General features: G+C 31.0%; 32 protein-coding genes. 29 read left to right on the top strand and 3 right to left on the bottom strand.

Translation table 11 applies throughout. The annotated features are described in order from the left end of the window. Positions 1-45 precede the first annotated feature (45 nt). A complete protein-coding gene (locus SR62_RS01850; RefSeq protein WP_002786517.1) occupies positions 46-1,353 on the bottom strand; it encodes an MFS transporter in 1,308 nt (435 codons plus the stop codon). 314 nt (positions 1,354-1,667) lie between these two features. On the opposite strand from SR62_RS01850, the gene SR62_RS01845 reads away from it, so the two are divergent. The 23 genes from SR62_RS01845 (at position 1,668) to hisIE (ending at position 17,465) form a co-directional block, all read left to right on the top strand. After that, on the top strand, positions 1,668-1,883 hold the full coding sequence (locus SR62_RS01845) for a hypothetical protein (protein WP_002779554.1): 216 nt from the start codon (positions 1,668-1,670) through the stop codon (positions 1,881-1,883). Then, the gene (locus SR62_RS01840) at positions 1,880-2,314 is read left to right on the top strand and encodes a hypothetical protein (RefSeq protein ID WP_002779553.1); all 435 of its coding nucleotides are present in this window, start codon (positions 1,880-1,882) and stop codon (positions 2,312-2,314) included. The genes SR62_RS01845 and SR62_RS01840 overlap by 4 nt, the downstream gene beginning before the upstream one ends. A 9-nt stretch (positions 2,315-2,323) precedes the next feature. Beyond that, positions 2,324-2,734, top strand: coding sequence for a hypothetical protein (locus SR62_RS09285; RefSeq protein ID WP_002779552.1), 411 nt, complete (start codon positions 2,324-2,326; stop codon positions 2,732-2,734). 74 nt (positions 2,735-2,808) lie between these two features. After that, a complete protein-coding gene (locus tag SR62_RS01830) occupies positions 2,809-4,578 on the top strand; it encodes a DUF3944 domain-containing protein (RefSeq protein ID WP_052783426.1) in 1,770 nt (589 codons plus the stop codon). Continuing rightward, positions 4,578-4,880 (top strand): hypothetical protein, encoded by a 303-nt coding sequence (locus tag SR62_RS01825; RefSeq protein ID WP_002779550.1) that lies wholly within the window; start codon positions 4,578-4,580, stop codon positions 4,878-4,880. Before SR62_RS01830 ends, SR62_RS01825 begins: the two co-directional genes overlap by 1 nt. Before the next feature lies 1 nt (position 4,881). Then, complete coding sequence (locus tag SR62_RS01820) at positions 4,882-5,988, top strand: HP0729 family protein (protein WP_002781440.1); 1,107 nt, start codon at positions 4,882-4,884, stop codon at positions 5,986-5,988. A gap of 2 nt (positions 5,989-5,990) precedes the next feature. Then, a complete protein-coding gene (locus SR62_RS09105; protein ID WP_002789744.1) occupies positions 5,991-6,161 on the top strand; it encodes a hypothetical protein in 171 nt (56 codons plus the stop codon). 1 nt (position 6,162) lies between these two features. Next, entirely contained in the window at positions 6,163-7,023 is an 861-nt protein-coding gene (locus SR62_RS01815) for a helix-turn-helix transcriptional regulator (protein WP_002779547.1), read from the top strand. Positions 7,024-7,088: 65 nt separating this feature from the next. Further along, positions 7,089-7,307 (top strand): translation initiation factor IF-1, encoded by a 219-nt coding sequence (infA, locus tag SR62_RS01810; protein ID WP_002781436.1) that lies wholly within the window; start codon positions 7,089-7,091, stop codon positions 7,305-7,307. A gap of 170 nt (positions 7,308-7,477) precedes the next feature. Next, positions 7,478-7,591, top strand: coding sequence for a 50S ribosomal protein L36 (gene rpmJ / locus SR62_RS01805; protein ID WP_002781429.1), 114 nt, complete (start codon positions 7,478-7,480; stop codon positions 7,589-7,591). Between the two features lie 2 nt (positions 7,592-7,593). Continuing rightward, a complete protein-coding gene (rpsM, locus tag SR62_RS01800; RefSeq protein WP_002779545.1) occupies positions 7,594-7,959 on the top strand; it encodes a 30S ribosomal protein S13 in 366 nt (121 codons plus the stop codon). A 9-nt stretch (positions 7,960-7,968) separates the two neighbouring features. Next, entirely contained in the window at positions 7,969-8,361 is a 393-nt protein-coding gene (gene rpsK, locus SR62_RS01795; protein ID WP_002779544.1) for a 30S ribosomal protein S11, read from the top strand. A 27-nt stretch (positions 8,362-8,388) separates the two neighbouring features. After that, on the top strand, positions 8,389-9,015 hold the full coding sequence (rpsD, locus tag SR62_RS01790; RefSeq protein WP_002856574.1) for a 30S ribosomal protein S4: 627 nt from the start codon (positions 8,389-8,391) through the stop codon (positions 9,013-9,015). 12 nt (positions 9,016-9,027) lie between these two features. Continuing rightward, positions 9,028-10,041: a DNA-directed RNA polymerase subunit alpha gene (locus SR62_RS01785; RefSeq protein ID WP_002855748.1), complete on the top strand. Its 1,014-nt coding sequence runs from the start codon at positions 9,028-9,030 to the stop codon at positions 10,039-10,041. 3 nt (positions 10,042-10,044) lie between these two features. Then, positions 10,045-10,398 carry a 50S ribosomal protein L17 gene (gene rplQ / locus SR62_RS01780; RefSeq protein WP_002851332.1) on the top strand — a complete coding sequence of 118 codons (354 nt, stop codon included), beginning with the start codon at positions 10,045-10,047 and terminating at the stop codon, positions 10,396-10,398. A 172-nt stretch (positions 10,399-10,570) separates the two neighbouring features. Beyond that, a complete protein-coding gene (hisG, locus tag SR62_RS01775) occupies positions 10,571-11,470 on the top strand; it encodes an ATP phosphoribosyltransferase (protein WP_002858407.1) in 900 nt (299 codons plus the stop codon). Positions 11,471-11,477: 7 nt separating this feature from the next. Beyond that, entirely contained in the window at positions 11,478-12,764 is a 1,287-nt protein-coding gene (hisD, locus tag SR62_RS01770; RefSeq protein WP_147502235.1) for a histidinol dehydrogenase, read from the top strand. Further along, positions 12,761-13,819 carry a bifunctional histidinol-phosphatase/imidazoleglycerol-phosphate dehydratase HisB gene (gene hisB, locus SR62_RS01765; protein WP_002892618.1) on the top strand — a complete coding sequence of 353 codons (1,059 nt, stop codon included), beginning with the start codon at positions 12,761-12,763 and terminating at the stop codon, positions 13,817-13,819. The genes hisD and hisB overlap by 4 nt, the downstream gene beginning before the upstream one ends. After that, positions 13,816-14,403, top strand: coding sequence for an imidazole glycerol phosphate synthase subunit HisH (gene hisH, locus SR62_RS01760; RefSeq protein WP_002892617.1), 588 nt, complete (start codon positions 13,816-13,818; stop codon positions 14,401-14,403). Before hisB ends, hisH begins: the two co-directional genes overlap by 4 nt. Further along, entirely contained in the window at positions 14,400-15,131 is a 732-nt protein-coding gene (gene hisA / locus SR62_RS01755) for a 1-(5-phosphoribosyl)-5-[(5-phosphoribosylamino)methylideneamino]imidazole-4-carboxamide isomerase (RefSeq protein WP_002892616.1), read from the top strand. Before hisH ends, hisA begins: the two co-directional genes overlap by 4 nt. Then, positions 15,116-16,072 carry a COG2958 family protein gene (locus tag SR62_RS01750; protein ID WP_147502234.1) on the top strand — a complete coding sequence of 319 codons (957 nt, stop codon included), beginning with the start codon at positions 15,116-15,118 and terminating at the stop codon, positions 16,070-16,072. Before hisA ends, SR62_RS01750 begins: the two co-directional genes overlap by 16 nt. Continuing rightward, positions 16,073-16,840 carry an imidazole glycerol phosphate synthase subunit HisF gene (gene hisF / locus SR62_RS01745; RefSeq protein WP_002892612.1) on the top strand — a complete coding sequence of 256 codons (768 nt, stop codon included), beginning with the start codon at positions 16,073-16,075 and terminating at the stop codon, positions 16,838-16,840. Position 16,841: 1 nt separating this feature from the next. After that, positions 16,842-17,465: a bifunctional phosphoribosyl-AMP cyclohydrolase/phosphoribosyl-ATP diphosphatase HisIE gene (gene hisIE, locus SR62_RS01740; protein ID WP_002892611.1), complete on the top strand. Its 624-nt coding sequence runs from the start codon at positions 16,842-16,844 to the stop codon at positions 17,463-17,465. 23 nt (positions 17,466-17,488) lie between these two features. On the opposite strand, the gene SR62_RS01735 is transcribed toward hisIE, so the two are convergent. Together SR62_RS01735 and SR62_RS01730 are read right to left on the bottom strand one after the other, a co-directional pair. Continuing rightward, complete coding sequence (locus SR62_RS01735; RefSeq protein WP_052798318.1) at positions 17,489-18,649, bottom strand: tetrahydrodipicolinate N-succinyltransferase N-terminal domain-containing protein; 1,161 nt, start codon at positions 18,647-18,649, stop codon at positions 17,489-17,491. Between the two features lie 25 nt (positions 18,650-18,674). Further along, complete coding sequence (locus tag SR62_RS01730; RefSeq protein ID WP_002869767.1) at positions 18,675-19,781, bottom strand: Mrp/NBP35 family ATP-binding protein; 1,107 nt, start codon at positions 19,779-19,781, stop codon at positions 18,675-18,677. A gap of 122 nt (positions 19,782-19,903) precedes the next feature. Between SR62_RS01730 and SR62_RS01725 the strand changes: the two genes are divergently transcribed. The 6 genes from SR62_RS01725 to prfA all read left to right on the top strand — a co-directional run bounded on the left by SR62_RS01725 (position 19,904) and on the right by prfA (position 24,974). After that, positions 19,904-21,019 (top strand): bifunctional 2-C-methyl-D-erythritol 4-phosphate cytidylyltransferase/2-C-methyl-D-erythritol 2,4-cyclodiphosphate synthase, encoded by a 1,116-nt coding sequence (locus tag SR62_RS01725; RefSeq protein ID WP_002851397.1) that lies wholly within the window; start codon positions 19,904-19,906, stop codon positions 21,017-21,019. After that, entirely contained in the window at positions 21,016-21,903 is an 888-nt protein-coding gene (locus tag SR62_RS01720; protein WP_044261724.1) for a response regulator, read from the top strand. The genes SR62_RS01725 and SR62_RS01720 overlap by 4 nt, the downstream gene beginning before the upstream one ends. Beyond that, positions 21,881-23,041 (top strand): sulfate adenylyltransferase, encoded by a 1,161-nt coding sequence (locus tag SR62_RS01715; protein WP_002868300.1) that lies wholly within the window; start codon positions 21,881-21,883, stop codon positions 23,039-23,041. The genes SR62_RS01720 and SR62_RS01715 overlap by 23 nt, the downstream gene beginning before the upstream one ends. Positions 23,042-23,045: 4 nt before the next feature. Next, positions 23,046-23,546 (top strand): phosphatidylglycerophosphatase A, encoded by a 501-nt coding sequence (locus tag SR62_RS01710; protein ID WP_002851418.1) that lies wholly within the window; start codon positions 23,046-23,048, stop codon positions 23,544-23,546. Positions 23,547-23,624: 78 nt separating this feature from the next. Beyond that, entirely contained in the window at positions 23,625-23,888 is a 264-nt protein-coding gene (gene rpsT, locus SR62_RS01705) for a 30S ribosomal protein S20 (RefSeq protein WP_002856547.1), read from the top strand. Positions 23,889-23,906: 18 nt separating this feature from the next. Further along, positions 23,907-24,974, top strand: coding sequence for a peptide chain release factor 1 (gene prfA / locus SR62_RS01700; RefSeq protein ID WP_002892605.1), 1,068 nt, complete (start codon positions 23,907-23,909; stop codon positions 24,972-24,974). Positions 24,975-24,981: the final 7 nt, after the last annotated feature.

Raw genomic sequence — 24,981 nt, 5'->3', positions numbered from 1 at the left:
GATAAAAACTCCGAAAGTATAATTAAAAAAATTAATTATAGCATTTTAAGAGCGATTATCAAAATTTATTTTATCCTTTACAAGAAAAACAGCACAAATAGCCAATAAAGCTAGAAAAATCATATATATACTCATTCCATATAAAAATGGATTTTCGCCTCTAGTAGCAAGAGCATTGAGCCAAAAAATAAGCTGAGGAGTAACCCCTCCTGCGATAGCATAAGCGATATTATACGAAAAGGAAATTCCTGAAAATCTTATTTTAGCTCTAAAAACTTCACTCATTAAAATAGGAGCAAAGACATTAATCCCACCTAAAAAACAAACACTTGTATATAAAATACAGGTTAAGACAAGATTTTTAAGATCATATAAAGCATAAAAATACAAGCAAGAAAAAAATGCAAAAACTAAAGAAAAGAAAATGCAAATTTTAAACAAACCTAATTTATCCACAAGATAGCCCATAAACACTCCACCTAGTGTTATACCTAAAATTCCTAAAACTTGTAAATAACTTCCTTCAATCGCACTCAAACCCAAAATACTTGGCATAAATTTAGGCATCAGTAAGATAAGCACTACAACACAACCTGTTAAAACCCAAGTTATAAAGATAGATGCGAGCATATTTTTGAAAATATTTTTTTCTTTAAACAAATCCTTAAGTGGAAAAGCACTCAAACTCCGTTCTTTTTGCATTTGTTTAAAAATAGGAGTTTCTTGTAAAAATCTACGCAAATAAATAGAAATAATCCCAAAAATTCCACCCACAAAAAAAGCGATACGCCATGCATAAGCTGCGATTTCTTCGGTGCTAAAAAAAGCATTGATCAGTAAAAATACCATACTTCCTAGTAAAATTCCCAAAGCCATAGCCGAATTTAAACAACTCAAAGAAAAAGCCTTTTGATCTTCTTTGCAATGTTCTCTTACAAAAACCCAAGCACCAGGTAATTCTCCGCCTATAGCAATACCTTGAAAAATTCTTATAAGTATAAGTAAAAACGGTGCTAAGAAACCAAGAGTTTCATAACCAGGTATAAAAGCCAATGTAAAAGTAGGAAGCACCATAAGTAAAATACTTAACATAAACATATTTTTACGCCCAAATTTATCACCAAAATGCGCCATCACTATACCACCTAAAGGGCGCGCTAAATAACCTGCAGCAAAAGCTCCATAAGTATTTAACAAAGTCCAAAATTCACTCATATCTTTAGGAAAAAATACTTTTGCGATATATTCAGCAAAAAATACAAAGATGATAAAATCATAAAATTCTAAAGTTCCACCTAGCGACGAAAGTCCTAAAATTTTAAATTCTTTTGTACCTAGTTTTGATTTTTTCATTATTTTATACCTTAAAGAATTTTAAAAATAACCATTATACTACAAATATTTATAAAACAAACAATCCTTTTCAATTTAATTTAACTCATTTTGATGATAAAAATCATAAAAATCAGCTTAAGCAAAATTTTTAATAATTTTTCAAAAAAACGACACAAGCTGTCATAAGAATACTTTATACTTTTTTTTGAAATTAAAATCAAGGAAAAAAAATGCAAACCCGAGCTTTAAAAACCCCAAATACTTTTTACAAGACAAAAAACTATATTTTTATCTATAGTAAAAAATAACAATATTTTAGCAAGGTAAAAATGATGATTATTGTAGGGATTTTAGGACTTATCATTAGTACAGCGGTTTTGTTAACTTGTGGAGTATTTTGGGTTTTATTTGGGATTGTGTTTTGGGGAGTGATTTTAGCTTTTATGCTTTTGGATTTAAGTGGAAGTTATGGTATGGTGGCACTTTATATACTTTTTATAGTGCTTAATTTAGTTTTAATTTACAAAATCATAAGGAGAAAGAAATGAAAAAATTAGCTTTAGCTTTAGGTGGAATCGCACTAGGTGCTTGTGGTGAAAAAATCTATAAAGGCATTAAAAATACTTGGGATAAATTGATTTTTAAAGATCTCATCACACTTAGAAAAGTCATCAAGCAATACGAAGAAATAGAGCAAATTTATCCTAGTTATTTAAACGATCCTAAATTTTTAGAATTTAGAAAAACCCACAAATACGATGCAGAAGCTATTCATAATATAAAAGATCATTTATTTAGCGATCTAAAAAAAGAAAAGCTTATTCAAATAGGCACTACAATGGAAGCTTTTATGGAATATAGCGATAAATATCTTCAAGATGATATAACGGCATTAAAAATCAGCTGGAGATTTTGCGCTATAAGATTAAAATTTGATAGTGCTTTGTTGCAGTTACAAGATATAAACAAGATAGTATAAAGAGTTAAAATGCAAGAAAATTTAAAAGAAATTTACAAAGAATTTGAATTTTTAAATACTCAATTTTCAAGCTATTTTAATGATGAAGAATTTGTAAATTTTAAAAAAGGTTTTGAAGCAAAAAATGCTTTAAATTACCGTGATTTTAAAGAATTTAGACTAGAAGAAACAGATAAAGAAAGGCTTAAAGATATACAAATTTGCTTATTGGCTTATATCAACTTTTGTAGCAGTAAAGATATAAAAGAAAAAAGAGTGGAGATGATTTCTAAAACCTTTATGCCTATGTTTCTTATTTCTAGGTTGTATTTTACTTTAAAAGAAGAAAAACTAGATATACAAATTCGCAAAATACTTAAGGAAAAAGACGAGTTGGCAGAGGAAAAATCTTTATGGATTTCCAAAGTCCTACCTTTTTAAAAATTCTTAATGGAAAACATATTGATTTTTGGTAAATAAAATATTATAATTTATAAAATTTTTAAGGAGATAAAATGGCTTATAAAGTTGACAACGATTTGGAATTTTTACGAGAACTTAACGATGAATCGTTAGATAATCTAGTGTCTATCTTAATTAAAGATGAAAATGGAAAAACTAGAACAACAGAGAGTTTGACCGATAAGGATTTGTATAAAAAACATTATCCTAATCATGGTCAATATTTAGACTTGATTTTAGAGGAACTTCAAACTTTTGGTGGAAATACACTTGCAAATACAGTCAGAGGGGCTGGAATTTTCTATAAAGAAATTTTATGTGATGTCGCAGATAAATTAAAAGTTAAGTATGATAAAAGTGCAAGTATAGAAAATATAGAAAAAGCGATTTTACTTAATTCTTTTAATAAATCATTAGAGAATTTATCAGAAAGTGATTTGAAAGAAATTGCAAAAGATTTTTCTATAGATGTTAACACTTACACAATAGAGTCTATTTCTAATGCTATCGCAAAAACTAATAATCTTAAATTACTTTATCAAATTGCAATGTTAGTTGTAAATGCCATAGCAAGTAAGGTTGCAATTAATACAGCTATATTTACAACAAGTAGTTTGATAGCAGGAAGTGGCTTAGTTGGAAGTGCTGCAATTTCTGGTGTATTAGGAAGTACTGCGACATTTTTAGGTTCACGAGCTGTAGGAACTTTAGCAGGACCTATTGGAATGATAATCTCAAGTGCGTGGATGATAAACGACATTGCAGGTCCTGCTTTTAGAGTTACAGTTCCAGCAGTGATTTATGTCGCATTTTTAAGAAGACAATTTTTATACGAAAAGGAGATGATTAAACAAATGGAAGCAGAACAAAAAGAAAAAGTAAGCAATTTAAATAAAGGTAAAAAATATTCTGCGACTGAGCTTTTTAATCAAGAGCTTAATATTTTAATAGTTGGTGGCACAGGTGCAGGAAAAAGCTCTACGATAAAAGCTCTTTTTGAAACAGAAGGTTATAATCTTGATATAGAAATAAATAGTGGTGGCAAACCAGTTACACAAGAAATCAAAGAATATAAATTAGGCAATCTAACAATTTATGATAGTCCGGGATTGGGAGATTCAGGAGAAAATGATAATGAGCATATGAAAAAAATAAAAAATTTGCTCTTGGAAAAGGATAGCAAAGGAAATGCTAAGATTGATCTAGTTTTAGTAGTTGTTGCCGCCACAGTTGGTAGAGATTTAGAGTCAACCTATAAAACCATAAAAGAAGCAATTATGCCTTATATGGAAGAAAAAGAAAGGATTTTAATTGCATTAAATAAATGTGATAAAGCAGGCGCTGATGAAGACATTGAGTTTGATAAAGAAAATAATCAATTAACTCCAGAGTTAGAAGAGATTTTGGAAGAACAAGTCAAAGCAATTAAAGAAAGGATTAAAACAGATACAGGGGTTGATGTCGATGTAATATATTATGCAGCAGGTTCTACTTCAAAAAAGACAAAAATTAAAAAACCAGCATACAATCTTAATAAACTTCTAGCATATATTGTTGCTAAGGCACCATTGAAAAAGCGATTAGTTTTCTTAAAACACCAATCAAGAAATCAAGATGATTTTAAATATGGTGATAATAAAGAAAATTACACAGAAGAAATGGTAAAATCTTTTATTGAAACAATAAAAGAATATGCAAAGAATGTATCTGATTTTATAATAGAAGTAAAGAATTTTTTTACTTCAGATAAAGGCAAAGAGGTAGTGGGTGTAGTTAAGGATGTTTTTGAAGGATTTGTGTCAATCTTTGGTAAGAGAAAATAATGTTTTCTAAAATCCTTTCTGCCTTGTCTTTAGCAAATAGTTTTAAAGCTATGATTTTTAAACGCTTATCAAGTCCTGTCCAAAGTGCCTATTTGGGTTCTTTGGTGTGGGATATAATAAATATCCTTAATGGAGATCAACAAGATTCAGAAAAAATTTGTCAAATTTTAGATTTGCTTAGTGATTTTAAAAACAAGCATCCTGAAGACTTTGATAAAATTGTCGATATTTTAAAAGAGATTTTAGATGAGTATGAAAAAAATCCAAGCGAAGTTAAGAAAAATTTGAAGGAACTTTTCTAATATGCAAAATCTCTTAATTCTCTATAATCCTTACTATCAACAAGATGTTATAAAATTGCATTTAGAAATTTTATTAGACAAAGGTCAGGTAGCATTTGGTAAAATAAAATCTAAACTAAAAGAGCCACTTTCTTATGAAAGGGATGAAAATAAAATCTCACACAATCAAAAACTATCAGAAATTTACAAAAATACCTCTGCTGATAATCCTTTGCAACTTTTTTTGAGTGATTATGCAAATTTATTTGTAGCAAAAGTAGTAAAAATAAGTAAAGAAGTAGATAAAAATATCATTCCAAAATATTACCAAGAGAAAAATTTAGAAGTGGAGGATTATTTCTTAATCACAGATTTAAGAGAATTAGTAAGAGAAAATTTCACACTCATAAGAGATAAATTTTTGGCAAATTTCACAACAGAAAATAACCACACTTATGCAATTTATGGCAATAACTATTCTTATCCTTTGGTAGTCAAACAAAAAGAGGAAATTAATTATTTTTATGATGAGATAAACAAATACTACCTGAGCGTTTATAAAAATCAAGAGTATTTAAAAATGCAAGAAAATTTTATACAATTTATCTTTGGTAAAAAATTTTTTTATATGCTACATCCTGATAGTATCAATAACCTTATCCTAGCAGAGCTAGAATTGCAACAAAACTTAGAAAATCCACTTTATGACTTCACTTCAATAATAGTAAAATACTCTAAAACTATAGAATATGAAATATATGACTTTGCCAAAAAGATATTTACAAAACTCATCAAGCAAAATTCTCATCTTTCGTCCATAAGTTATAGTATACAAGGAAAAGAATTTAACTTTAAGCAGTTTTTCATTAATAAACCTAATTTAGGAACAATTAAATTTTTACTTAAAAATAGAGAAATTCAAGAGCTTTTAGACAGAGATGTAAAAGGATTTATTAATTATGAATTTAATAAAACTTTAGATGAATTTCAAACGATACGAAATCATGCAGTGCATGCAAAATCACCGACTTTAGAACAAACACTAAAAATTCGAAATTTAATTTTAGGTATAGAAAATACTAGCATTTTAAAACGCGTATTAGAGTATAAATTCAAACAAAAAGGATAAAAATGATAAGACCAAAGCCTTTTCTTAAAAAATGTCCAAAGTGTGGAAAAATGTTTTTATGTACTCCTAAGAGTGATTGCTTAAATCCAAGTGATTTTTTCTGCGATAAATGTAGCGGCAAAAAAGATACAAGCTTGATAAGTAAAATTATTTCTGTAATTAAAAAGGTTTAAAATGTCTCACGATAAACTTGCAGTGCGTTTAGCGCAAATTTTAATGCGTTTTAATAATGGAGGAAGGTTTAGCCTAGAAGAATTAGCAAGTGAATTTAATGTCGATATTAGAACCATACAAAGAGATTTAAACCAAAGGCTTTCTTTTATGCCTATTAAAAAAGAAAATGGAAAGTATTTTTTAGAATCTTTTGCACTCGGCAAACTTAGTGTTAAAGATATACAAAATTTTGCCATGTTAAGCGGGATTCAAGAACTTTATCCAAAGCTAGATGAGGATTTTATAACAGATTTGCTAAACTCTAAAGTAAATAGCATTTTTATGATAAAAAACAATGGCTTTGAAAAAGTTGATTATGAAAATTTTAAAATCATCAGTGTTGCGATTTTAAAACACAATATTTTAAATTTTAACTATAAAGAAAAAAGTCGTGAAGTCAAACCTTATAAGCTTTTAAACTATCAAGGAATTTGGTATTTAATAGCTGATGAAAAGGATAAATTAAAGCATTTTACTTTTAGCAAGATTAAAAATATTCGCAAAAATGATGAAATTTTTACCCCTAAAGAAGAATTTTTAGACCAAATTCTAAATGATAAAAATATTTGGCTAGATGATAGCAAAGAAGCTATCGTAAAGCTTGATAAAAAAGCTAAAGAGTATTTTTTTAGAAAAAATATTTTAAACAACTTTGAACTCATCGATGAAGATGAGCAAAGCTATACTCTAAAAGTATATTTTTCCTATGATGATGAGCTTCTAAATGTAGTAAAACAATGGATACCCTATATGAAGATAGAAAAACCTTTTGAACTGAAAGAAAAACTAGATAGCATTTTAAAAGACTACTTGGAAAACTAATTTCTTAATAAATTCAAATATTTTTTGCTATAATCACGGTTTTATTTTAATGAGAGGAGAAAATTTTGGCAAAAGACGATGTGATTGAAATCGATGGCACAGTGCTTGAAGCATTACCTAATGCAAATTTTAAAGTTGAACTTGACAACAAGCATGTGATTTTATGTCATATAGCAGGAAAAATGCGTATGCACTATATAAGAATCATGCCAGGGGATAAAGTTAAAGTTGAACTTACACCTTATAGCCTTGATAAAGGGCGTATCACTTTTAGATATAAATAATATAAGTTATTTAAAAGCTAATTTTAGATAAAATTAGCGTTTTTGCGACAAAATGTATCGAACTATATGAAGAGGTATTTTTAAAATTCACCACTTATTTTAAAAATAGTTGGTTATTCATAAAACCTGATGCAGTCGTAAATGAAGTGGAATTCATTTAAGGAGAACTCATGAAAGTGAGACCATCAGTTAAAAAGATGTGCGACAAGTGCAAAGTAGTTCGCCGTAAAGGCGTAGTTCGCATTATTTGCGAAAATCCAAAACATAAACAAAGACAAGGATAAACATGGCTCGTATCGCAGGTGTGGATTTACCAAAGAAAAAAAGAATTGAGTATGGACTTACCTATATTTATGGTATAGGACTTTTTACTTCAAGAAAAATCTTAGATAAAACAGGCATTTCTTATGATAAAAGAGTGCATGAACTAAGTGAAGATGAAGCAGCAGCTATCAGAAAAGAAATCCAAGAAAACTATATGGTTGAAGGGGATTTAAGAAAACAAGTTGCTATGGATATAAAAGCACTTATGGATTTAGGAAGCTTTAGAGGCTTAAGACACAGAAAAGGCTTACCAGTTCGCGGACAAAAAACAAAAACAAACGCAAGAACTAGAAAAGGTAAGAGAAAAACTGTTGGTGCAAAATCATAAGGATAAAAGATGGCAAAAAGAAAAATCGTAAAGAAAAAAGTAGTTAAAAAAAATATAGCAAAAGGTATTGTTTATATCAGTGCGACTTTTAACAATACTATGGTTACAGTAACTGATGAAATGGGAAATGCTATCGCTTGGAGTAGTGCAGGTGGTTTAGGATTTAAAGGTTCTAAAAAATCAACTCCTTATGCAGCACAACAAGCAGTAGAAGACGCTTTAAATAAAGCAAAAGAACACGGAATTAAAGAAGTAGGCATTAAAGTACAAGGACCAGGAAGCGGTAGAGAAACTGCTGTTAAGAGTGTAGGTGCTATGGAAGGAATCAAAGTAACTTTCTTAAAAGATATCACTCCATTAGCTCACAATGGTTGCAGACCGCCTAAGCGTCGTCGTGTCTAAGATATAAGAAAAATTTAGGAGAATATTATGGCAAGATATAGAGGACCAGTAGAAAAATTAGAAAGACGCTTTGGTGTTAGCTTAGCATTAAAAGGAGAAAGAAGACTAGCTGGCAAAAGTGCACTAGATAAACGCCCTTATGCACCAGGACAACACGGAGCAAGAAAAGGTAAAATTAGTGAGTATGGACTTCAATTAAGAGAAAAACAAAAAGCTAAATTTATGTATGGAGTAAGCGAAAAGCAATTCCGTCGTTTATTTGCTGAAGCAGCAAGAAGAGAAGGAAATACAGGGGTATTACTTATCCAACTTTTAGAACAAAGATTAGACAATGTAGTATATAGAATGGGTTTTGCTACAACACGTCGTTTTGCAAGACAACTTGTAACACATGGACATGTTTTAGTAAATGGTAAAAGAGTGGATATTCCTAGCTTTAGAGTAGAAGCAGGTGCTAAAATCGAAATTATCGAAAAAAGCAAAAACAATCCTCAAATTACAAGAGCTATCGAACTTACAGCACAAACTGGAATCGTTGCTTGGGTTGATGTTGAAAAAGATAAAAGATTTGGAATTTTCACAAGAAAACCTGAAAGAGAAGAAGTTGTCATTCCGGTTGAGGAAAGATTTATCGTTGAGCTTTACTCTAAGTAATAGGGGCTAAATATGAGAAATATTACAACATCTGCTTATACGCCAACAGAATTTACAATAGAAAACATTAGTGATACTGTGGCTAAAATCAGTGCTTGGCCTTTTGAGATCGGCTATGGAATCACCCTAGCCCATCCTTTACGCCGTTTACTTTACACTAGCACCATAGGATATGCTCCAACTGCGATTCATATTGATGGCGTAGCTCATGAATTTGATAGCATGCGTGGTATGCTTGAAGATGTAGCACTTTTTATCATTAATCTAAAAAAACTACGCTTTAAAATTAAAGGCGAATCAAATAAAGAAATAGTAGAATTTAGCTTTAAAGGCTCAAAAGAAATTTACGGCAAAGATCTAAATAATGATCAAGTAGAAGTAGTAAATAAAGACGCCTATCTAGCAACAATCAACGAAGATGCTGAACTCAAATTCACATTGATCGTTGAAAAAGGTATTGGCTATGTACCAAGCGAAGAAATTAAAGAGCTTATAAATGATCCTAAATTTATAGCTTTAGATGCTTTCTTTACACCTGTAAGAGAGGCAACCTATGATATTGAAAAAGTTTTATTTGAAGATAATCCTGATTATGAAAAAGTGGTTTTAACCGTAACAACTGATGGACAAATCACTCCAAATGAAGCTTTTCAAAATGCTCTAGAAGCTATGTATAAACAATTATCAGTATTTGATAAAATTACCAATGTTAGAAGTGTAATTAAAAATCAAGCAACAAGCAATGAACTAGAAAATACTAAATTATTGCAAAACATTACAGATTTAAATTTAAGTGCTAGAAGTTATAATTGTCTTGAAAAAGCAGGAGTAGTTTACATAGGTGAGCTTGCTTTGATGAGTGTAAGTGAACTTGCAGGGCTTAAAAATTTAGGTAAAAAATCTCTTGATGAAATTAAAAACATCATGGAAAGCATAGGTTTTCCTGTGGGAACTTCTAAGCTTAGCGATAATAAAGAAATACTTAAAAATAAAATCGCAGAATTAAAAGCACAAAACGAAGGATAAAGAATGAGACATAAACATGGATATAGAAAACTTGGCAGAACTTCATCTCATCGTGCTGCCTTATTAAAAAATTTAACTATAGCTTTAGTAAATAGCGGAAAAATCGAAACTACTCTACCAAAAGCTAAAGAATTAAGAGGTTATGTAGAAAGATTGATTACTAGAGCAAGACTTGGAGATTTTAACGCTCATAGAGCAGTTTTTGCTTCATTACAAGATAAAAACGCTACTAATAAATTAGTGACTGAAATTGCTCCAAAATTCAAAGATCGCAATGGTGGATATACAAGAATCATCAAAACAAGAATTCGCCGTGGTGATGCTGCTGAAATGGCTTTCATCGAATTTGTAGCTTAATCAAATCCTAGCTTTTGCTAGGATTAATACTTCAATTAAATACCTTAAAAATAAAAAGTTTTAAATAATTATTTTAAATAAAATTAAATTTATTTATTTTCTAAAACCCTTGCTAAAAATTCAACTACTTATGCTAATATAAGTTTTTAATTTTTAATTTCAAGGATATGTTATGCAAGAAAACACTCGTTTACGCATTGCGATACAAAAATCAGGTAGACTTTCAAAAGAATCCATAGAGCTTCTTTCAGAATGTGGTGTTAAAATGCATATCCATGAACAAAGCTTGATCGCTTTTTCTACAAATTTACCCATAGATATTTTACGCGTTAGAGATGATGATATCCCTGGGCTTATTTTTGATGGGGTTGTAGATTTAGGCATTATAGGGGAAAATGTTTTAGAAGAAAATGAACTTGAACGCCAGTCTTTAGGAGAAAATCCAAGCTATAAGCTTTTAAAAAAGCTAGATTTTGGATATTGCCGTCTTTCTCTTGCCTTACCTCAAGAAAATAAATTTCAAAATTTGAAAGATTTTGAAGGCTTAAGGATAGCTACTTCTTATCCACAACTTTTAAAGCGTTTTATGAAAGAAAATGGGATTAATTATAAAAATTGTACGCTTACAGGTTCTGTTGAAGTAGCCCCTAGGGCAAATTTAGCCGATGCGATTTGCGATCTTGTTTCAAGCGGGGCAACTTTACAAGCAAACAATCTTAAAGAAGTTAAAGTCATTTATGAATCTCGTGCTTGTTTGATTCAAAAAGAAAATGCTTTAAGTAAAGAAAAACAAGCCTTAGTGGATAAAATTATGTTGCGTGTAGCAGGAGTAATGCAAGCAAGAGAATCTAAATACATTATGCTTCATGCTCCAAAAGAAAAGCTTGATAAAATTCAAGCCCTACTTCCAGGAGTTGAAAGACCGACTATCTTACCTTTAGCACACGATGAAAAAAATGTAGCTTTACATATGGTAAGTAAAGAAAATCTTTTTTGGGAAACCATGGAGGCTTTAAAAGAAGAAGGTGCGAGTTCGATTTTAGTTCTGCCTATAGAAAAAATGTTAAAGTGAGTAAAAAATGCAAATTTTAGTATATGATAATTTGGATGAAAAACAAAAAGAAGAAGCGTTAAAACGCCCTGCTATAAGTGCGAAAGATGAAATTTCAAAAATAGTAAGTTCTATCATTAAAGAAGTGCAAGAAAAAGGCGATGAAGCTTTGATAGAACAAGCTTTGAAATTTGATAAGGCTGAAATTTCAAAGATTAAAATCACTCAAAAAGAAATCACTCAAGCAAGCAATCGTTTAGATAAAGATTTACAAGAAGCTATTTTAGTGGCTTATGAAAATATCAAAAAATTTCACGAAGCCCAAATCCCACATGAAATCGCTCTTGAAACTACAAAAGGCGTTAAATGTGAAGTTTTAACACGCCCTATAGAAAAAGTAGGACTTTACATACCAGGGGGTTTGGCACCTTTGTTTTCAACGGTTTTAATGCTAGCTATTCCTGCAAAAATTGCAGGTTGTGAAAAAATCGTTTTAGCAAGTCCTGCAAAAATCAATGATGCTGTGCTTTTTTGTGCTAAGCTTTGTGGCGTGGATGAAATTTATCAAATGGGCGGTGCAGGAGCTATAGCAGCTTTGGCTTACGGTACCCAAAGTGTTTTAAAGGTGGATAAAATTTTTGGCCCAGGAAATGCCTTTGTAACCGAAGCAAAACGCCAAGTAAGTAGCGATATAAACGGAGCGACTATTGATATGCAAGCAGGACCTAGTGAAGTTTTAGTAATAGCTGATGATTTGGCTAATGAAAAATTTGTAGCTAGTGATTTGCTTTCACAAGCTGAACATGGTGCAGATTCTCAAGTGATTTTGGTGTGTTTAAGTCAAGATTTTGCTAAAAAAACAAGCGATGAAGTCCAAAGTCAATTAGAATTTTTACCTCGCAAAGAACTTGCAAGCAAAAGCATTGCTAATTCACGCATTATCATAGCTAAAGATTTAAATCAAGCCTTAGAAATTTCAAATCTTTATGCCCCTGAACATTTGATCATACAAACTCAAAATCCACGAGAACTTTTAAAAGGTGTAAAACACGCAGGATCGGTATTTTTAGGAGCTTATTCCCCAGAGTCTATGGGTGATTATGCAAGTGGGACAAATCATGTTTTACCTACTTATGGACTTACTAAAACGCATTCTAGTTTAGGTTTGGCAGATTTTAGTAAAAGAATGACCGTTCAAGAATTAAGTAAAGAAGGCTTTTTAGCTTTGGGTAAAAGTGTTGAAATTTTAGCACAAAATGAGCATTTAGACGCACACAAAAATGCAGTAACTTTTCGTTTAGAGAGCTTAAAATGAGTCAAAAAATCCTTTTTATAGATAGAGACGGCACTTTAATAGAGGAGCCAAAAAGCGATTTTCAAATCGATACTCTTGAAAAATTGCGTTTTGAAAAAGATGTTATTCCTACTCTTTTAAAATTAAAAAATTTTGGATTTAAATTTGTCATGGTAAGCAATCAAGATGGTCTTGGAACGCCAAGTTTTCCAAAGGAAAATTTTGAAATCGCTCATGAAAAAATGCTTGATATTTTAAAAAGTTGCGGTATAGAATTTCAAGATATTTTTATTTGTCCGCATTTTGAAAATGAAAATTGTGCTTGTAGAAAACCTAAAACCGCTATGTTAGAAGAGTATATCAAACACGAACTTTACGATAAAGAACAAAGTTTTGTTATCGGAGATCGTGAGAGTGATATGATCTTAGCTTCAAATTTAGGCGTGCGTGGTTTAAAATACGGCGAACTTTCTTGGAAAGAAATAGAAAATGAAATTTTAAGTTCTTTTAGAAGTGCGAGTTATCAAAGAACTACTAAAGAAACAGATATAAAAGTAAAAGTGTGCTTAAATGGGGGTAAGATTAGCATTAAAACAGGCATTGATTTTTTTGATCACATGTTAGAGCAAATCGCTGTACATGGAGGTATAGGGCTTGAAATTTCTTGCAAAGGGGATTTAGAAATCGATGAGCATCATAGCGTTGAAGATGTAGCCTTAGCACTTGGAGCTTGTATCAAAAAAGCCTTAGGGGATAAAATCGGCATTGCAAGATATGGTTTTGCTTTACCTATGGATGAGTGTTTGGCAAGTTGTGCGATGGATTTTTGCAATCGTCCTCATTTAGTCTATAAAGCCAAATTTAAAAAATCTCATTTAGGGGCTTTAAGCACAGAAATGATCGAGCACTTTTTTTATTCTTTAAGCTATGCTATGGGTATAAGTTTACATTTAAAAGTTAAAGGCAAAAACGATCATCATAAAGCCGAAGGGCTTTTTAAAGCCTTTGCAAAAGCTTTGAAAATGGCAGTGAAAATAGAAAGTGAAAATTTAGCCAGCTCTAAAGGAGTGATATGAAAATCATCATCATCGATACAGCCTGTGCGAATTTAGCATCTTTGAAATTTTGTCTGGATAGATTAGGTTTTAATGCAACTATCAGTAGGGATTTAAAAGAACTTGAAAGTGCGGATAAGCTTTTTTTACCTGGAGTGGGTACCGCAAAAGAAGCGATGAAAAATTTAAAACAATTTAATCTTATTAATTTTATTAAAAATACCAAAAAACCTTTGCTTGGTATTTGTTTAGGTATGCAAATTTTAGGAAATTTTTCCGAAGAATTAAATCAAGAAACTTTAAAACTTATAGATTTTACAACCCAAAAATTTAAAGTTAAAGAAGGCTTTACTTTTCCACATATGGGATGGAATCAAGTTCATAGCTCTCATGCTTTGTTTAAAGGTTTAGAAGGGGCTTATTTTTATTTTGTGCATAGTTATTGTGTAGGACTTGGGGAATACACTATAGCAGATTGTGAGTATTCGCAAAAATTTAGCGCAAGTGTAATGAAAGATAATTTTTACGGGGTGCAATTTCACCCTGAAAGAAGCAGTGAAGCGGGGGAAATTTTAATTTCAAATTTTATTAAGGATATAGGATGACTCAAATCATACCCGCACTCGATCTTATAGATGGCGAAGTGGTGCGTCTTGTAAAAGGGGATTATGAACAAAAAAAAGTATACAAATACAATCCCTTAAAGAAATTCAAAGAATACGAAAAAGCAGGAGCGAAAGAACTTCATCTTGTAGATCTTACAGGTGCAAAAGATCCTAGCAAAAGACAACTTGCTTTGATAGAAAAATTAGCCAAAGAAGTCAGTGTCAATTTGCAAGTAGGTGGAGGTATACGCTCTAAAGCAGAAGTTAGAGCTTTGCTTGATTGTGGAGTAAAAAAAGTAGTTATAGGATCTATGGCAATTAAAGATGCGACTTTATGTCTTGAAATTTTAAAAGAATTTGGTAGTGAAGCTATAGTTTTAGCCTTAGATACGATTTTAAAAGAAGATTATGTTGTGGCTGTAAATGCTTGGCAAGAAGCAAGCGATAAAAAGCTTATGGAAGTTTTAGATTTTTATAGCAATAAAGGCTTAAAACACATACTTTGCACAGATATTTCAAAAGATGGCACCATGCAAGGAGTAAATGCAAGACTTTATAAACTTATCCATGAAATTTTTCCTCATATTTGCATTCAGGCAAGTGGTGGAGTAGCAAGCTTAAAAGACCTTGAAAACTTAAAAGGAATTTGCAGTGGGGTTATCGTAGGAAAAGCTTTATTAGACGGAGTTTTTAGTGTAGAAGAAGGGATAAGATGTCTAGCAAATTAAGTTACAAAGAACTTGCTTTAGAAATTTTAAAACAAAGCGATAAGCCTTTAAGTGCTAATGAAATTTGGCAAAAAGCTCTTAAAAAAGGCTTAGATAAAAAGCTTTCTAGTATAGGACAAACTCCAATTGCTACTTTAGGGGCTAGGATATATGTTGATATAAAAGAATTGCAACACAATTCTTTATTTATCAAAGCTTCCCAAAAACCCAGAACTTTTTGGTTAAAAGAAAGAGAAAATGAACTTTTAAAGCTTGATAATAAAAATGAAATTACCAATGAAAAACAAGAAAAAAATAAATTTCATGAAAGAGATTTACACCCCTTGCTTGTAAAATTTTTATATGAAAATTTAGATTTTAATTTAAATTGCAAAACAATTTACCACGAACAAAGCAAAAAGGGTAAGGGCGGGGAAGATAAGTGGAATTATCCTGATATTGTAGGGGTTTATTTTCCTTACGATGATTATGAAAAAGAAACCATAACACTTTTAGAAAATATCAAACAAAATAGTTATAAGCTTTTTTCTTTTGAACTTAAAATTGCTTTAAATTTTTCAAATTTAAAAGAATGTTATTTTCAAGCTGTAAGTAATTCTAGCTGGGCAAATGAAGGCTATTTGGTTGTTTTACAAGAAATTGATAGCGAAGTTTTAAGCGAGTTAAGACGCTTAAATCAAAGTTTTGGCATAGGAGTGATAAAACTTGAAAAAGATATTTCAAATTCTCAAATTTTACTTAGTGCAAAAGAAAAAGAACTTGATATTCAAACACTAAATATGCTGATTAATAAAAATCCAAATTTTAAAGAATTTATTGATGATATAAACAAACAAATTAAAGTGGGCAAAGAAGCAAAAATTCAAGCTAATTTTGATGAAATTAAAAGCGATGAAGAAATGGAAAAATATCTTAAAGAAAAATGTATTTTGGAGAAATAAATGCTTACAAAACGCATAATTGCATGTTTAGATGTCAAAGATGGCAGAGTAGTAAAAGGAACACAATTTAAAAACCATAAAGATATGGGAGATATCATAGAACTTGCTAGGTATTATTCTCAAAATGGTATTGATGAACTTGTTTTTTACGATATTGCTGCAAGCGCTAGAAAAGAACGCATATCAAGAGAATGGGTAAGTGAAGTAGCAAAAAATATCAATATTCCTTTTTGTGTTGCAGGGGGTATTAAAAGCGAAGAAGATGCGGCTGAACTTTTAGCTAATGGGGCAGATAAAATTTCTATCAATTCTCCTGCTTTAAATGATCCAAGCCTAATCACACGCCTTGCTAAAAGCTTTGGCGTGCAATGCGTAGTAGTAGGGATTGATAGTTTCAAAGATGAAAATGGAAATTTAAAAGTATTTCAATACACAGGCGATGAAAAAACAAGCAAAAATAGTGGAAAAAGCACTTTAGAATGGGTTAAAGAAGTGCAAGATCTAGGCGCAGGTGAAATTGTTTTAAATATGATGAATCAAGATGGTGTTAAAAATGGCTATGATTTAGAACAATTAGAAGCTGTATATAAAATTTGTAAAGTACCTTTGATCGCAAGTGGGGGAGCAGGAAAAATAGAGCATTTTTTAGAAGCTTTTAAACTAGGTATAGATGGGGCCTTAGCTGCTTCTGTTTTTCATCAAAAACTTATAGACATTAAAGAATTAAAAATTTATCTTAAAAATCAAGGCTTAAGTATAAGGATATAATATGCAAAATTTCAAAGAACTTAATGAAAAAATTGCTTGGCAAAAAGTGGATCATCTTTTACCTGTCATCGTCCAAGATGCAAAAACTTGTGAAGTTTTAATGCTAGGCTTTATGAATAATGAAGCCTTAGAAAAAAGCTTAGAAAGTGGCAAAGTAGTCTTTTTTTCACGCACAAAACAGCGTCTTTGGATGAAGGGTGAAAAAAGTGGAAATTTCTTAAATATCGTAGATTTAAGCTTAGATTGCGATAATGACACGCTTTTAATTTTAGCAAATCCTGTAGGGCCTACTTGTCATACGGGCGATATTTCTTGTTTTGAAAAAATTTCTAAAAATGCGGATTTTGTTTTTCTAGCCAGACTTGAAAAGCTTATTAATGCACGCAAAAATGCCGATGAAAATACTTCTTATACAGCAAAACTTTTCAAAAGTGGTACAAAACGCATCGCACAAAAAGTTGGTGAAGAAGGTGTAGAAACAGCTTTAGCAGCGACAGTAAAAGATAAAGAAGAGCTTATTTGTGAAGCAGCAGATTTAATGTATCATTTAAGTGTTTTACTTGCAGATGCAAATCTTAGTTTCTCAGATGTGATTTCAAAATTAAAAGAAAGACATAAAGCTTAAAGCTTTATGTAAATAAATTTATATCAATGCAAGGCTTCGTTAAGTTTGACTGCTTTTTTATTTAAAGCTACTATCATAGCACCACTTATAGAATCTTGACGGAAATGTAGGCCATTTAAACCTTTAAGCTCTAAGCCTTTGTAAATTTCTTTATCAAAATTAAAATAAGGATTAAGTTTAGCAAGTTCCTCGGCATCTTTAAGTAAAAATTTCGTTCCTTCTAACACCGCAATACCTGCATCAACTATACAATTATCCCCTAAAGGAATTCCTGTAACTGAATTAGCTCCTAAAAGACAAGCCTTACCTACGCTTATAGCATTGCCACTTGTTCCACTTAAAACACCTAAAATCGAAGCTCCACCACCTACATCAGAACCTTCTCCTACTATAGCACTTGAGCTAATACGCCCTTCAACCATACAAGCTCCTGTTGTGCCTGCATTAAAATTCACATAACTTGCCCCTGGCATGATGGTTGTTCCTGCTGCTAAAGATGCACCCATTCTTACTTTGGAACTTTCTAAAATTCTTGTATTATCCTCAGGGATAATATGCGCTAAAAATCTTGGGAATTTATCAACAAAATCGATTTTTGGATATTGATTGCTCATTTTTAAACGCATTTCATTTGCTCTTAAATACTCAAGCTCGATAGGCTTATCATCACTCCAAGCTACATTGCTTAAAAGTCCAAAAGCTCCATTTAAATTGATACTTCTTAAAGGTACTTTTTTAGTAGAAAGCAAATAAAGTTTTAGATAAATACTTTCTACACTTAAAGGTTCTTTATCTTCAAAAAGACAAACAAAAGCAAACTCATCGTCTTTAAATTTATCTTTGATAATCTTTAATAAATCAATATTTTGATGCCCATCTTCTTCTAAAAAAGGTTTAAAACAAGAAAGTGCAAAATCAATATCTTCTAATTTCAAAGTTTGCACAAACTCACTCGCATTAAAATCAATCTCCACGCCCCTTTGCATAAAAGCTTCAAGCATGATTGCCGCTGAGCCAAAATTTTGCTCATAGTTAATCAAAGCAAAACTTGCTTGTAAGATTTTATTTTTATTTAACTGTCCTCTATCAAGCCTTGCTATACCAAAAGCTTTAGGTTTTTTATAGCCACTTTTTTGCTCGATTTGTTTGATTAAAAGTAAAAAATCTTCTTTAGTATTAATCATTTTCTTTTCCTTATCCACTTAATTTTTAATGCGAACACGCACTTTTTCCATTCATCACAGGTTGTATAGCAGAATTATCCGCACCACCTTCATTGTTAATTTTTTCTATAAAGCTCCAAATTTTTTCAGCCGCCATTAAATAACGCTTTGAACTCACACTTTCAGGGTGATAAAAACTCACAGGCTTGCCTTCATCTCCACCTTCTCTTACTATCATTTCTATAGGAATTTGTGCTAAGACTTCACTTTTATAGGCTTTTGCCATATCCTCAGCCGTTCCTTTGCCAAAAATATCATACTCTTTACCGTTATCAGGACATAAAAATCCACTCATATTTTCAATCACACCCGCTATAGGAATGTGAAGTTTATTAAACATATCTAAAGCTCTTTTACTATCGTCTAAAGATACGGTTTGAGGCGTACTTACACAAACTCCTGCAGTAATAGGAATGCTTTGTGCAGAAGTAATTTGCGCATCGCCTGTTCCTGGAGGCATATCCAAAAACAATACATCAAGCTCAGGCCAAATTACATCAGCTAAAAGTTGCTCAATTGCTTTCATGATCATAGCTCCACGCCACATAAGGCCTTGACCCTCTTCGATCAAAACCCCCATACTCATCATATAAACACCATGAGTTAAAATAGGCTTTAATCTCTGCCCTACTACTTCAGGCTGAGTTTTGGTTTCACCTAGCATTCTTGGAATATTTGGCCCATAAATATCCGCGTCTAAAATACCTACTCTTTTTCCCATTTTAGCCATGGAAATTGCTAAATTTACTGTAGTTGTAGATTTACCCACACCACCTTTTCCACTTGAAACCATGATGAAATTTTTTACTTGTGGAGCGATATTTTTTCCACTTCTTGAATTACTTTTTTCTTCAGGAATTTTTGGAGTAATGATATTAAGTTCAATATTTTTTAAAGCCAAACTCGATAAAGCTTCAATAGTATTTTTACGAATTTCATTAGCTACTTCAGGATTTGCTGAAACGATTTCTATATCAATGAATACACCATCATCTTGAATTTTAATATCTTTTACAAAGTTAAAACTCACTATATCCTTTTCAAAACCAGGATATTTTACAGTTTTTAATTTCTCTAAAATTTGTTCTTTCATATTTTTTCCTTGTCTTTTAAAAAAATCAATTTTACTAATAAAATGATAAAATTTAGCTTTTTATAAGTGTATAATATGGTAACATTATAAAAACCAACAATATTAAAAAGAGGAATGAAAAAATGAGTGAAATGAGCCTCATTATGTTAGCAGCTGGAAATTCTACTCGTTTTAATACAAAGGTAAAAAAACAATTTTTACGACTTGGAAATGACCCTCTTTGGCTTTATGCAACAAAAAATTTAAGCTCTTTTTATCCTTTTAAAAAAATAGTTGTTACCTCTAGTAATATCACTTATATGAAAAAATTTACTAAAAACTATGAATTCATAGAAGGTGGTGATACCAGAGCAGAATCCTTAAAAAAAGCCTTAGAGCTCATAGATAGCGAATTTGTTATGGTAAGTGATGTAGCAAGGGTATTGGTGAGTAAAAATTTGTTTGATCGTTTGATTGAAAATTTAGATAAAGCAGATTGTATTACCCCTGCTTTAAAAGTTGCAGATACAACACTTTTTGACAATGAAGCCTTGCAAAGAGAAAAAATCAAACTCATTCAAACCCCGCAAATTTCTAAAACCAAATTGCTTAAAAAAGCCTTGGATCAAAACCTAGAATTTACAGATGATAGCACAGCTATAGCTGCAATGGGTGGAAAAATTTGGTTTGTTGAAGGTGAAGAAAATGCAAGAAAACTAACCTTTAAAGAAGATCTTAAAAAGCTTGATTTGCCTACACCTAGCTTTGAAATTTTTACTGGCAATGGTTTTGATGTGCATGAATTTGGAGAGAATCGCCCTTTGCTTTTAGCAGGAGTGCAAATTCATCCTACTATGGGGCTTAAAGCACACAGCGATGGAGATGTTTTAGCTCACTCTTTAACTGATGCGATTTTAGGTGCTGCAGGACTTGGAGATATAGGAGAGCTTTATCCTGATACTGATATGAAATTTAAAAATGCCAACTCCATGGAGCTTTTAAAACAGGCTTATGATAAAGTCAGAGAAATAGGTTTTGAACTCATTAATATAGACATTTGCGTCATGGCACAAAGCCCTAAACTTAAAGACTTTAAACAAGCTATGCAAAGCAATATAGCTCATACTTTAGATTTAGATGAATTTAGAATCAATGTTAAAGCCACAACAACGGAAAAATTGGGTTTTATTGGAAGAAAAGAAGGTATGGCAGTGCTTAGTAGTGTAAATTTAAAATATTTTGATTGGACAAGATTATGAAAGTTTTAATTATTGAAAATGAAATTTATCTAGCGCAAAGCATTAGCATTAAACTAAGTGATGCTGGATATAGCTGTGAAATTATCAACTCGTTTGATGAATACAATGGTGAAAAATACTATGATATTGTACTGCTTTCTACAAATACTAATAATTTTCTAAAAGCCGTAGGTCAGTTTAAATATAGTATCATTATTTTGCTTATTTCTTATATAAGTACAGATACAGTTTCAAATCCTTTGAAATTAGGTGCTAGTGATTATATTCAAAAACCCTTTATGATAGAAGAGCTGATTAGAAAAATAAAGCATTATCAGGATTTTAGAAAACTTTCAATTCTTAATAAAGCTTATCAAAGCTATATCAAATCAAGATTAGAAACAATCAAAATTCCAGAGTATAATTATAAAAAATTAAAACTTCCATTGATATTAAAATCCAACAAGCAAAGCAGTGCTGATGCTTTTGTTTTTAATTATGCAAATGAATGTGACATTACTCTTTCTTTTATTGATTTAACATCTACAAATTCAGTTGAAAAAGTTATGAAACTTCCCACAGAAAACAATCTCTTATTTTTGAGTAATTTTCAAGCATTAAAAGCAACAGAAAAGGAAAAACTCCTAGATTTTATACAAAACAAAAATGTTATTTTGCATACCAATTCAAATACAGATGATTTAAAAATAAACTGCATTAATTTAAATGATAATGAAAAAAATATCAATAGCAATGAAATTTTAACTATAGATGAGTATGTAAAATATGTTATTATAAATTACCAAAATATATTTCCTGATACTGATCTTTCAAAAAAATTAGGCATTTCACGTAAATCTTTATGGGAAAAAAGGAAGAAATATGAAATCAGCAAGAAAAAATAAAAACATTACCATAGATCAAAATGAATTTGGCATCTTGTCACTTATTAAAGAAGGTTTGCTAGGTACTTGCACTCATTTAATGAATGAAAAAGAAGTCAATGAAATCATTAAATCAGGAAAATTTAAAGGAGAAAGTTTTCCCTATCCCTTAAGCTTTGCACCAAAAAATGCTGAAGAAGCACTAAATGATATAAAATCTGGCGATAGAATCGATCTCATACTAGATGAAAAAGTAGTAGGACATATAGATTTTAAAAGCCAATTTAAAAATAATAAAAATTTTTCTGATATTTTCAGTCCTAACACTTGCTCTTTAGAAGACATGGGAACAACTTGCATAAGTGGAAAAATAGAAATTTATAATTCTCAAATTGAAAAAATAAAAGAAAATTTTCAACAAATCAAAAACAATCTTAATGCACAAAAAATTACTGCTATAGTTTCAAGTTTTGATCCTTTGCATCGTGCCCATGAAAGAATGTTTCGTTGGACTATTGATAAAGCAGATTTAGTTGTAATTTTTCTTGTAGAATCTTTTGATGTAAATGGGTTTGAATTCGAACTTAAAGAAGCATATTTGAAAAAATTTATTCAAAACTATCTTCCACCGGATAGAATTTTCATTTTTCCATTAAAAAATATTAATATTTTTCACGCTCATTTAAATCCTGGCTTAGAAAGTATTATCGCAAAAAGTCTAGGTTGTACCAAACTAGTAGTAGGACAAAATCATACAGGACTTGGAATGTTTTATGACGATAACCAACCAAAAACCATACTTGATGATTTTTCCAAGGACTATGGCATAGAAGTGATCGTTTTGCCTGAATTTGTATTTTGCGATCAATGTCGCATGATTGTTAGCACAAGATCTTGCCCTCATGGTTGTCATCACCATTTGCACTATAATTCTCAGTCTTTAAAAGATTTACTAAGAGCGGGTATCATTCCTCCAGCAATTTTCATGCGCAAGGAAGTATCTAGTGTTATTTTAACTTCTCTTTTTCCAAATAGATTAAAAAATATGCAAAAAATTTATAATGAGCTTTTTCCAACTGATGGAATTTTAGAATACAAAAATGATGAAGAATTTTATCAAAAACTTTTAGAAATTCATCAAATGTCTTATATGGTGTAATAAAATGCAAAAATTATTTTTAACTTTTTTTTATTCAGGTTCTGTAAAAAAGGCAAGTGGGACTTTTGGTACTATCGCTGCTTTAATACCTGCTTTTTTTATACTTAAATATCTCGGGATTAATACTTTGTTTTTACTAAGCATTTTAATTTTTGTTGCAAGTATTCGTGTTATAGATGATTATGAAAAAAAAACAGGAATTCACGATGACAAACACATAGTTATCGATGAGGTTGCTGGAGTTTTTCTTGCTTGTGCTATTGCAGCAAGTGTTGAAAACTCGATAGTCAATTTTATTTTGGCTTTTGTTTTATTCAGACTCTTTGACATTACAAAACCTTCTATTATTGGTAAGATAGATAAAAAAGTCAAAGGCGGACTAGGTGTAATGCTTGATGATATGTTAGCAGGATTGTTTGCTGGACTTTTAAGTGCGGTAATTTATGGATTTTTACTTAAATTTAATTTAGTTTTTTGGGATATAAATTTAAAAGACTTATTTTGAAATTTTGCTTAAATTAATTAAATTTTAAATTTTATTCTTATATAATTTAGTCTTTAATTTCAAAAAAGGAAAATATAAATGGCAAACCATAAATCTGCTGAAAAAAGAGCAAGACAAACTATTAAAAAAACAGAAAGAAATAGATTCTATAGAACAAGACTTAAAAATATAACTAAAGCCGTAAGAGAAGCTGCAGCAAATGGAGATAAAAATGCTGCTAATGAAGCTTTAAAAGTAGCTAATAAAAGCATTCATGCTATGGTAAGTCGCGGTTTCATTAAAAAACAAACTGCTTCTCGCCGTGTAAGCCGCTTAGCCCTTTTAGTAAATAAAATCGCATAATTTTCTATATAGTTTTTAATGTTAGCTAGCAAACTAGATCCTTTTTTAAAACGCTTTGAAGAGTTAAATTCTCTTCTTAGTAGTTCTGATATACTCAACGATATCAGTAAAATGACTACACTCTCTAAAGAACAAAAAAATTTAGAATCTATCGTTTTAAAAGCTAAAGAGTATTTAAAAACTTTAGACAATATAGAAGAAAATAAAGCTTTGCTAAACGATCCAGAACTTGGGGAACTTGCAAAAGAAGAACTAAAAACTTTAGAAGAATTAAAACCGAAACTTGAAGAAGAGATTAAAATTTTACTTCTTCCTAAAGATCCCAATGATGAAAGAAATATTTTTCTTGAAATTCGTGCAGGTACAGGTGGTGATGAGGCATCTTTATTTGTAGGAGATCTTGTAAAAGCTTATGCAAGATATGCTGAAAATCGCGGCTATAAACTTGAGATTGTAAGCTCTAGCGAAGGAAGTGTAGGTGGATTTAAAGAAATCATCATGCTTGTTAAAGGAACAGGAGCTTATTCAAGACTTAAATATGAAGGTGGAACGCACCGTGTTCAAAGAGTTCCTCAAACAGAATCCCAAGGACGTGTGCATACTTCTGCTATCACCGTGGCAGTAATGCCAGAAGTTGATGATATAGAAATCGAAATCAATCCAAACGATCTTAAAGTTGATGTTATGCGATCTTCAGGACATGGTGGACAAAGTGTAAATACTACTGATTCAGCTGTTCGTATCACTCATATCCCTACAGGTATAGTTGTAGTCAATCAAGATGGAAAAAGCCAACACAAAAATAAAGAAAGTGCGATGAAAGTCCTAAAAGCAAGGCTTTATGAAATGCAAGAGAGTGAAAGACTGGCAAAAGAAAGTGAAGCAAGAAAATCACAAGTAGGAAGCGGAGATAGAAGCGAACGCATTCGCACTTACAATTTTCCACAAAATCGTATCAGCGATCATAGAATAAATCTTACTTTATATCGCTTAGATGCCATTATGCAAGATGGGCTTTTTGATGAAATCATAGAACCTTTAATCACTCATCATCAAGCCCAAGCTTTACAAGAACAAAATTTATAAGATTTTA

The organism is Campylobacter sp. 2014D-0258, assembly GCF_008000495.1.
In the GTDB taxonomy this organism is placed as follows: domain Bacteria; phylum Campylobacterota; class Campylobacteria; order Campylobacterales; family Campylobacteraceae; genus Campylobacter_D; species Campylobacter_D jejuni.
This window is presented reverse-complemented; position numbering and strand designations above follow the sequence as displayed.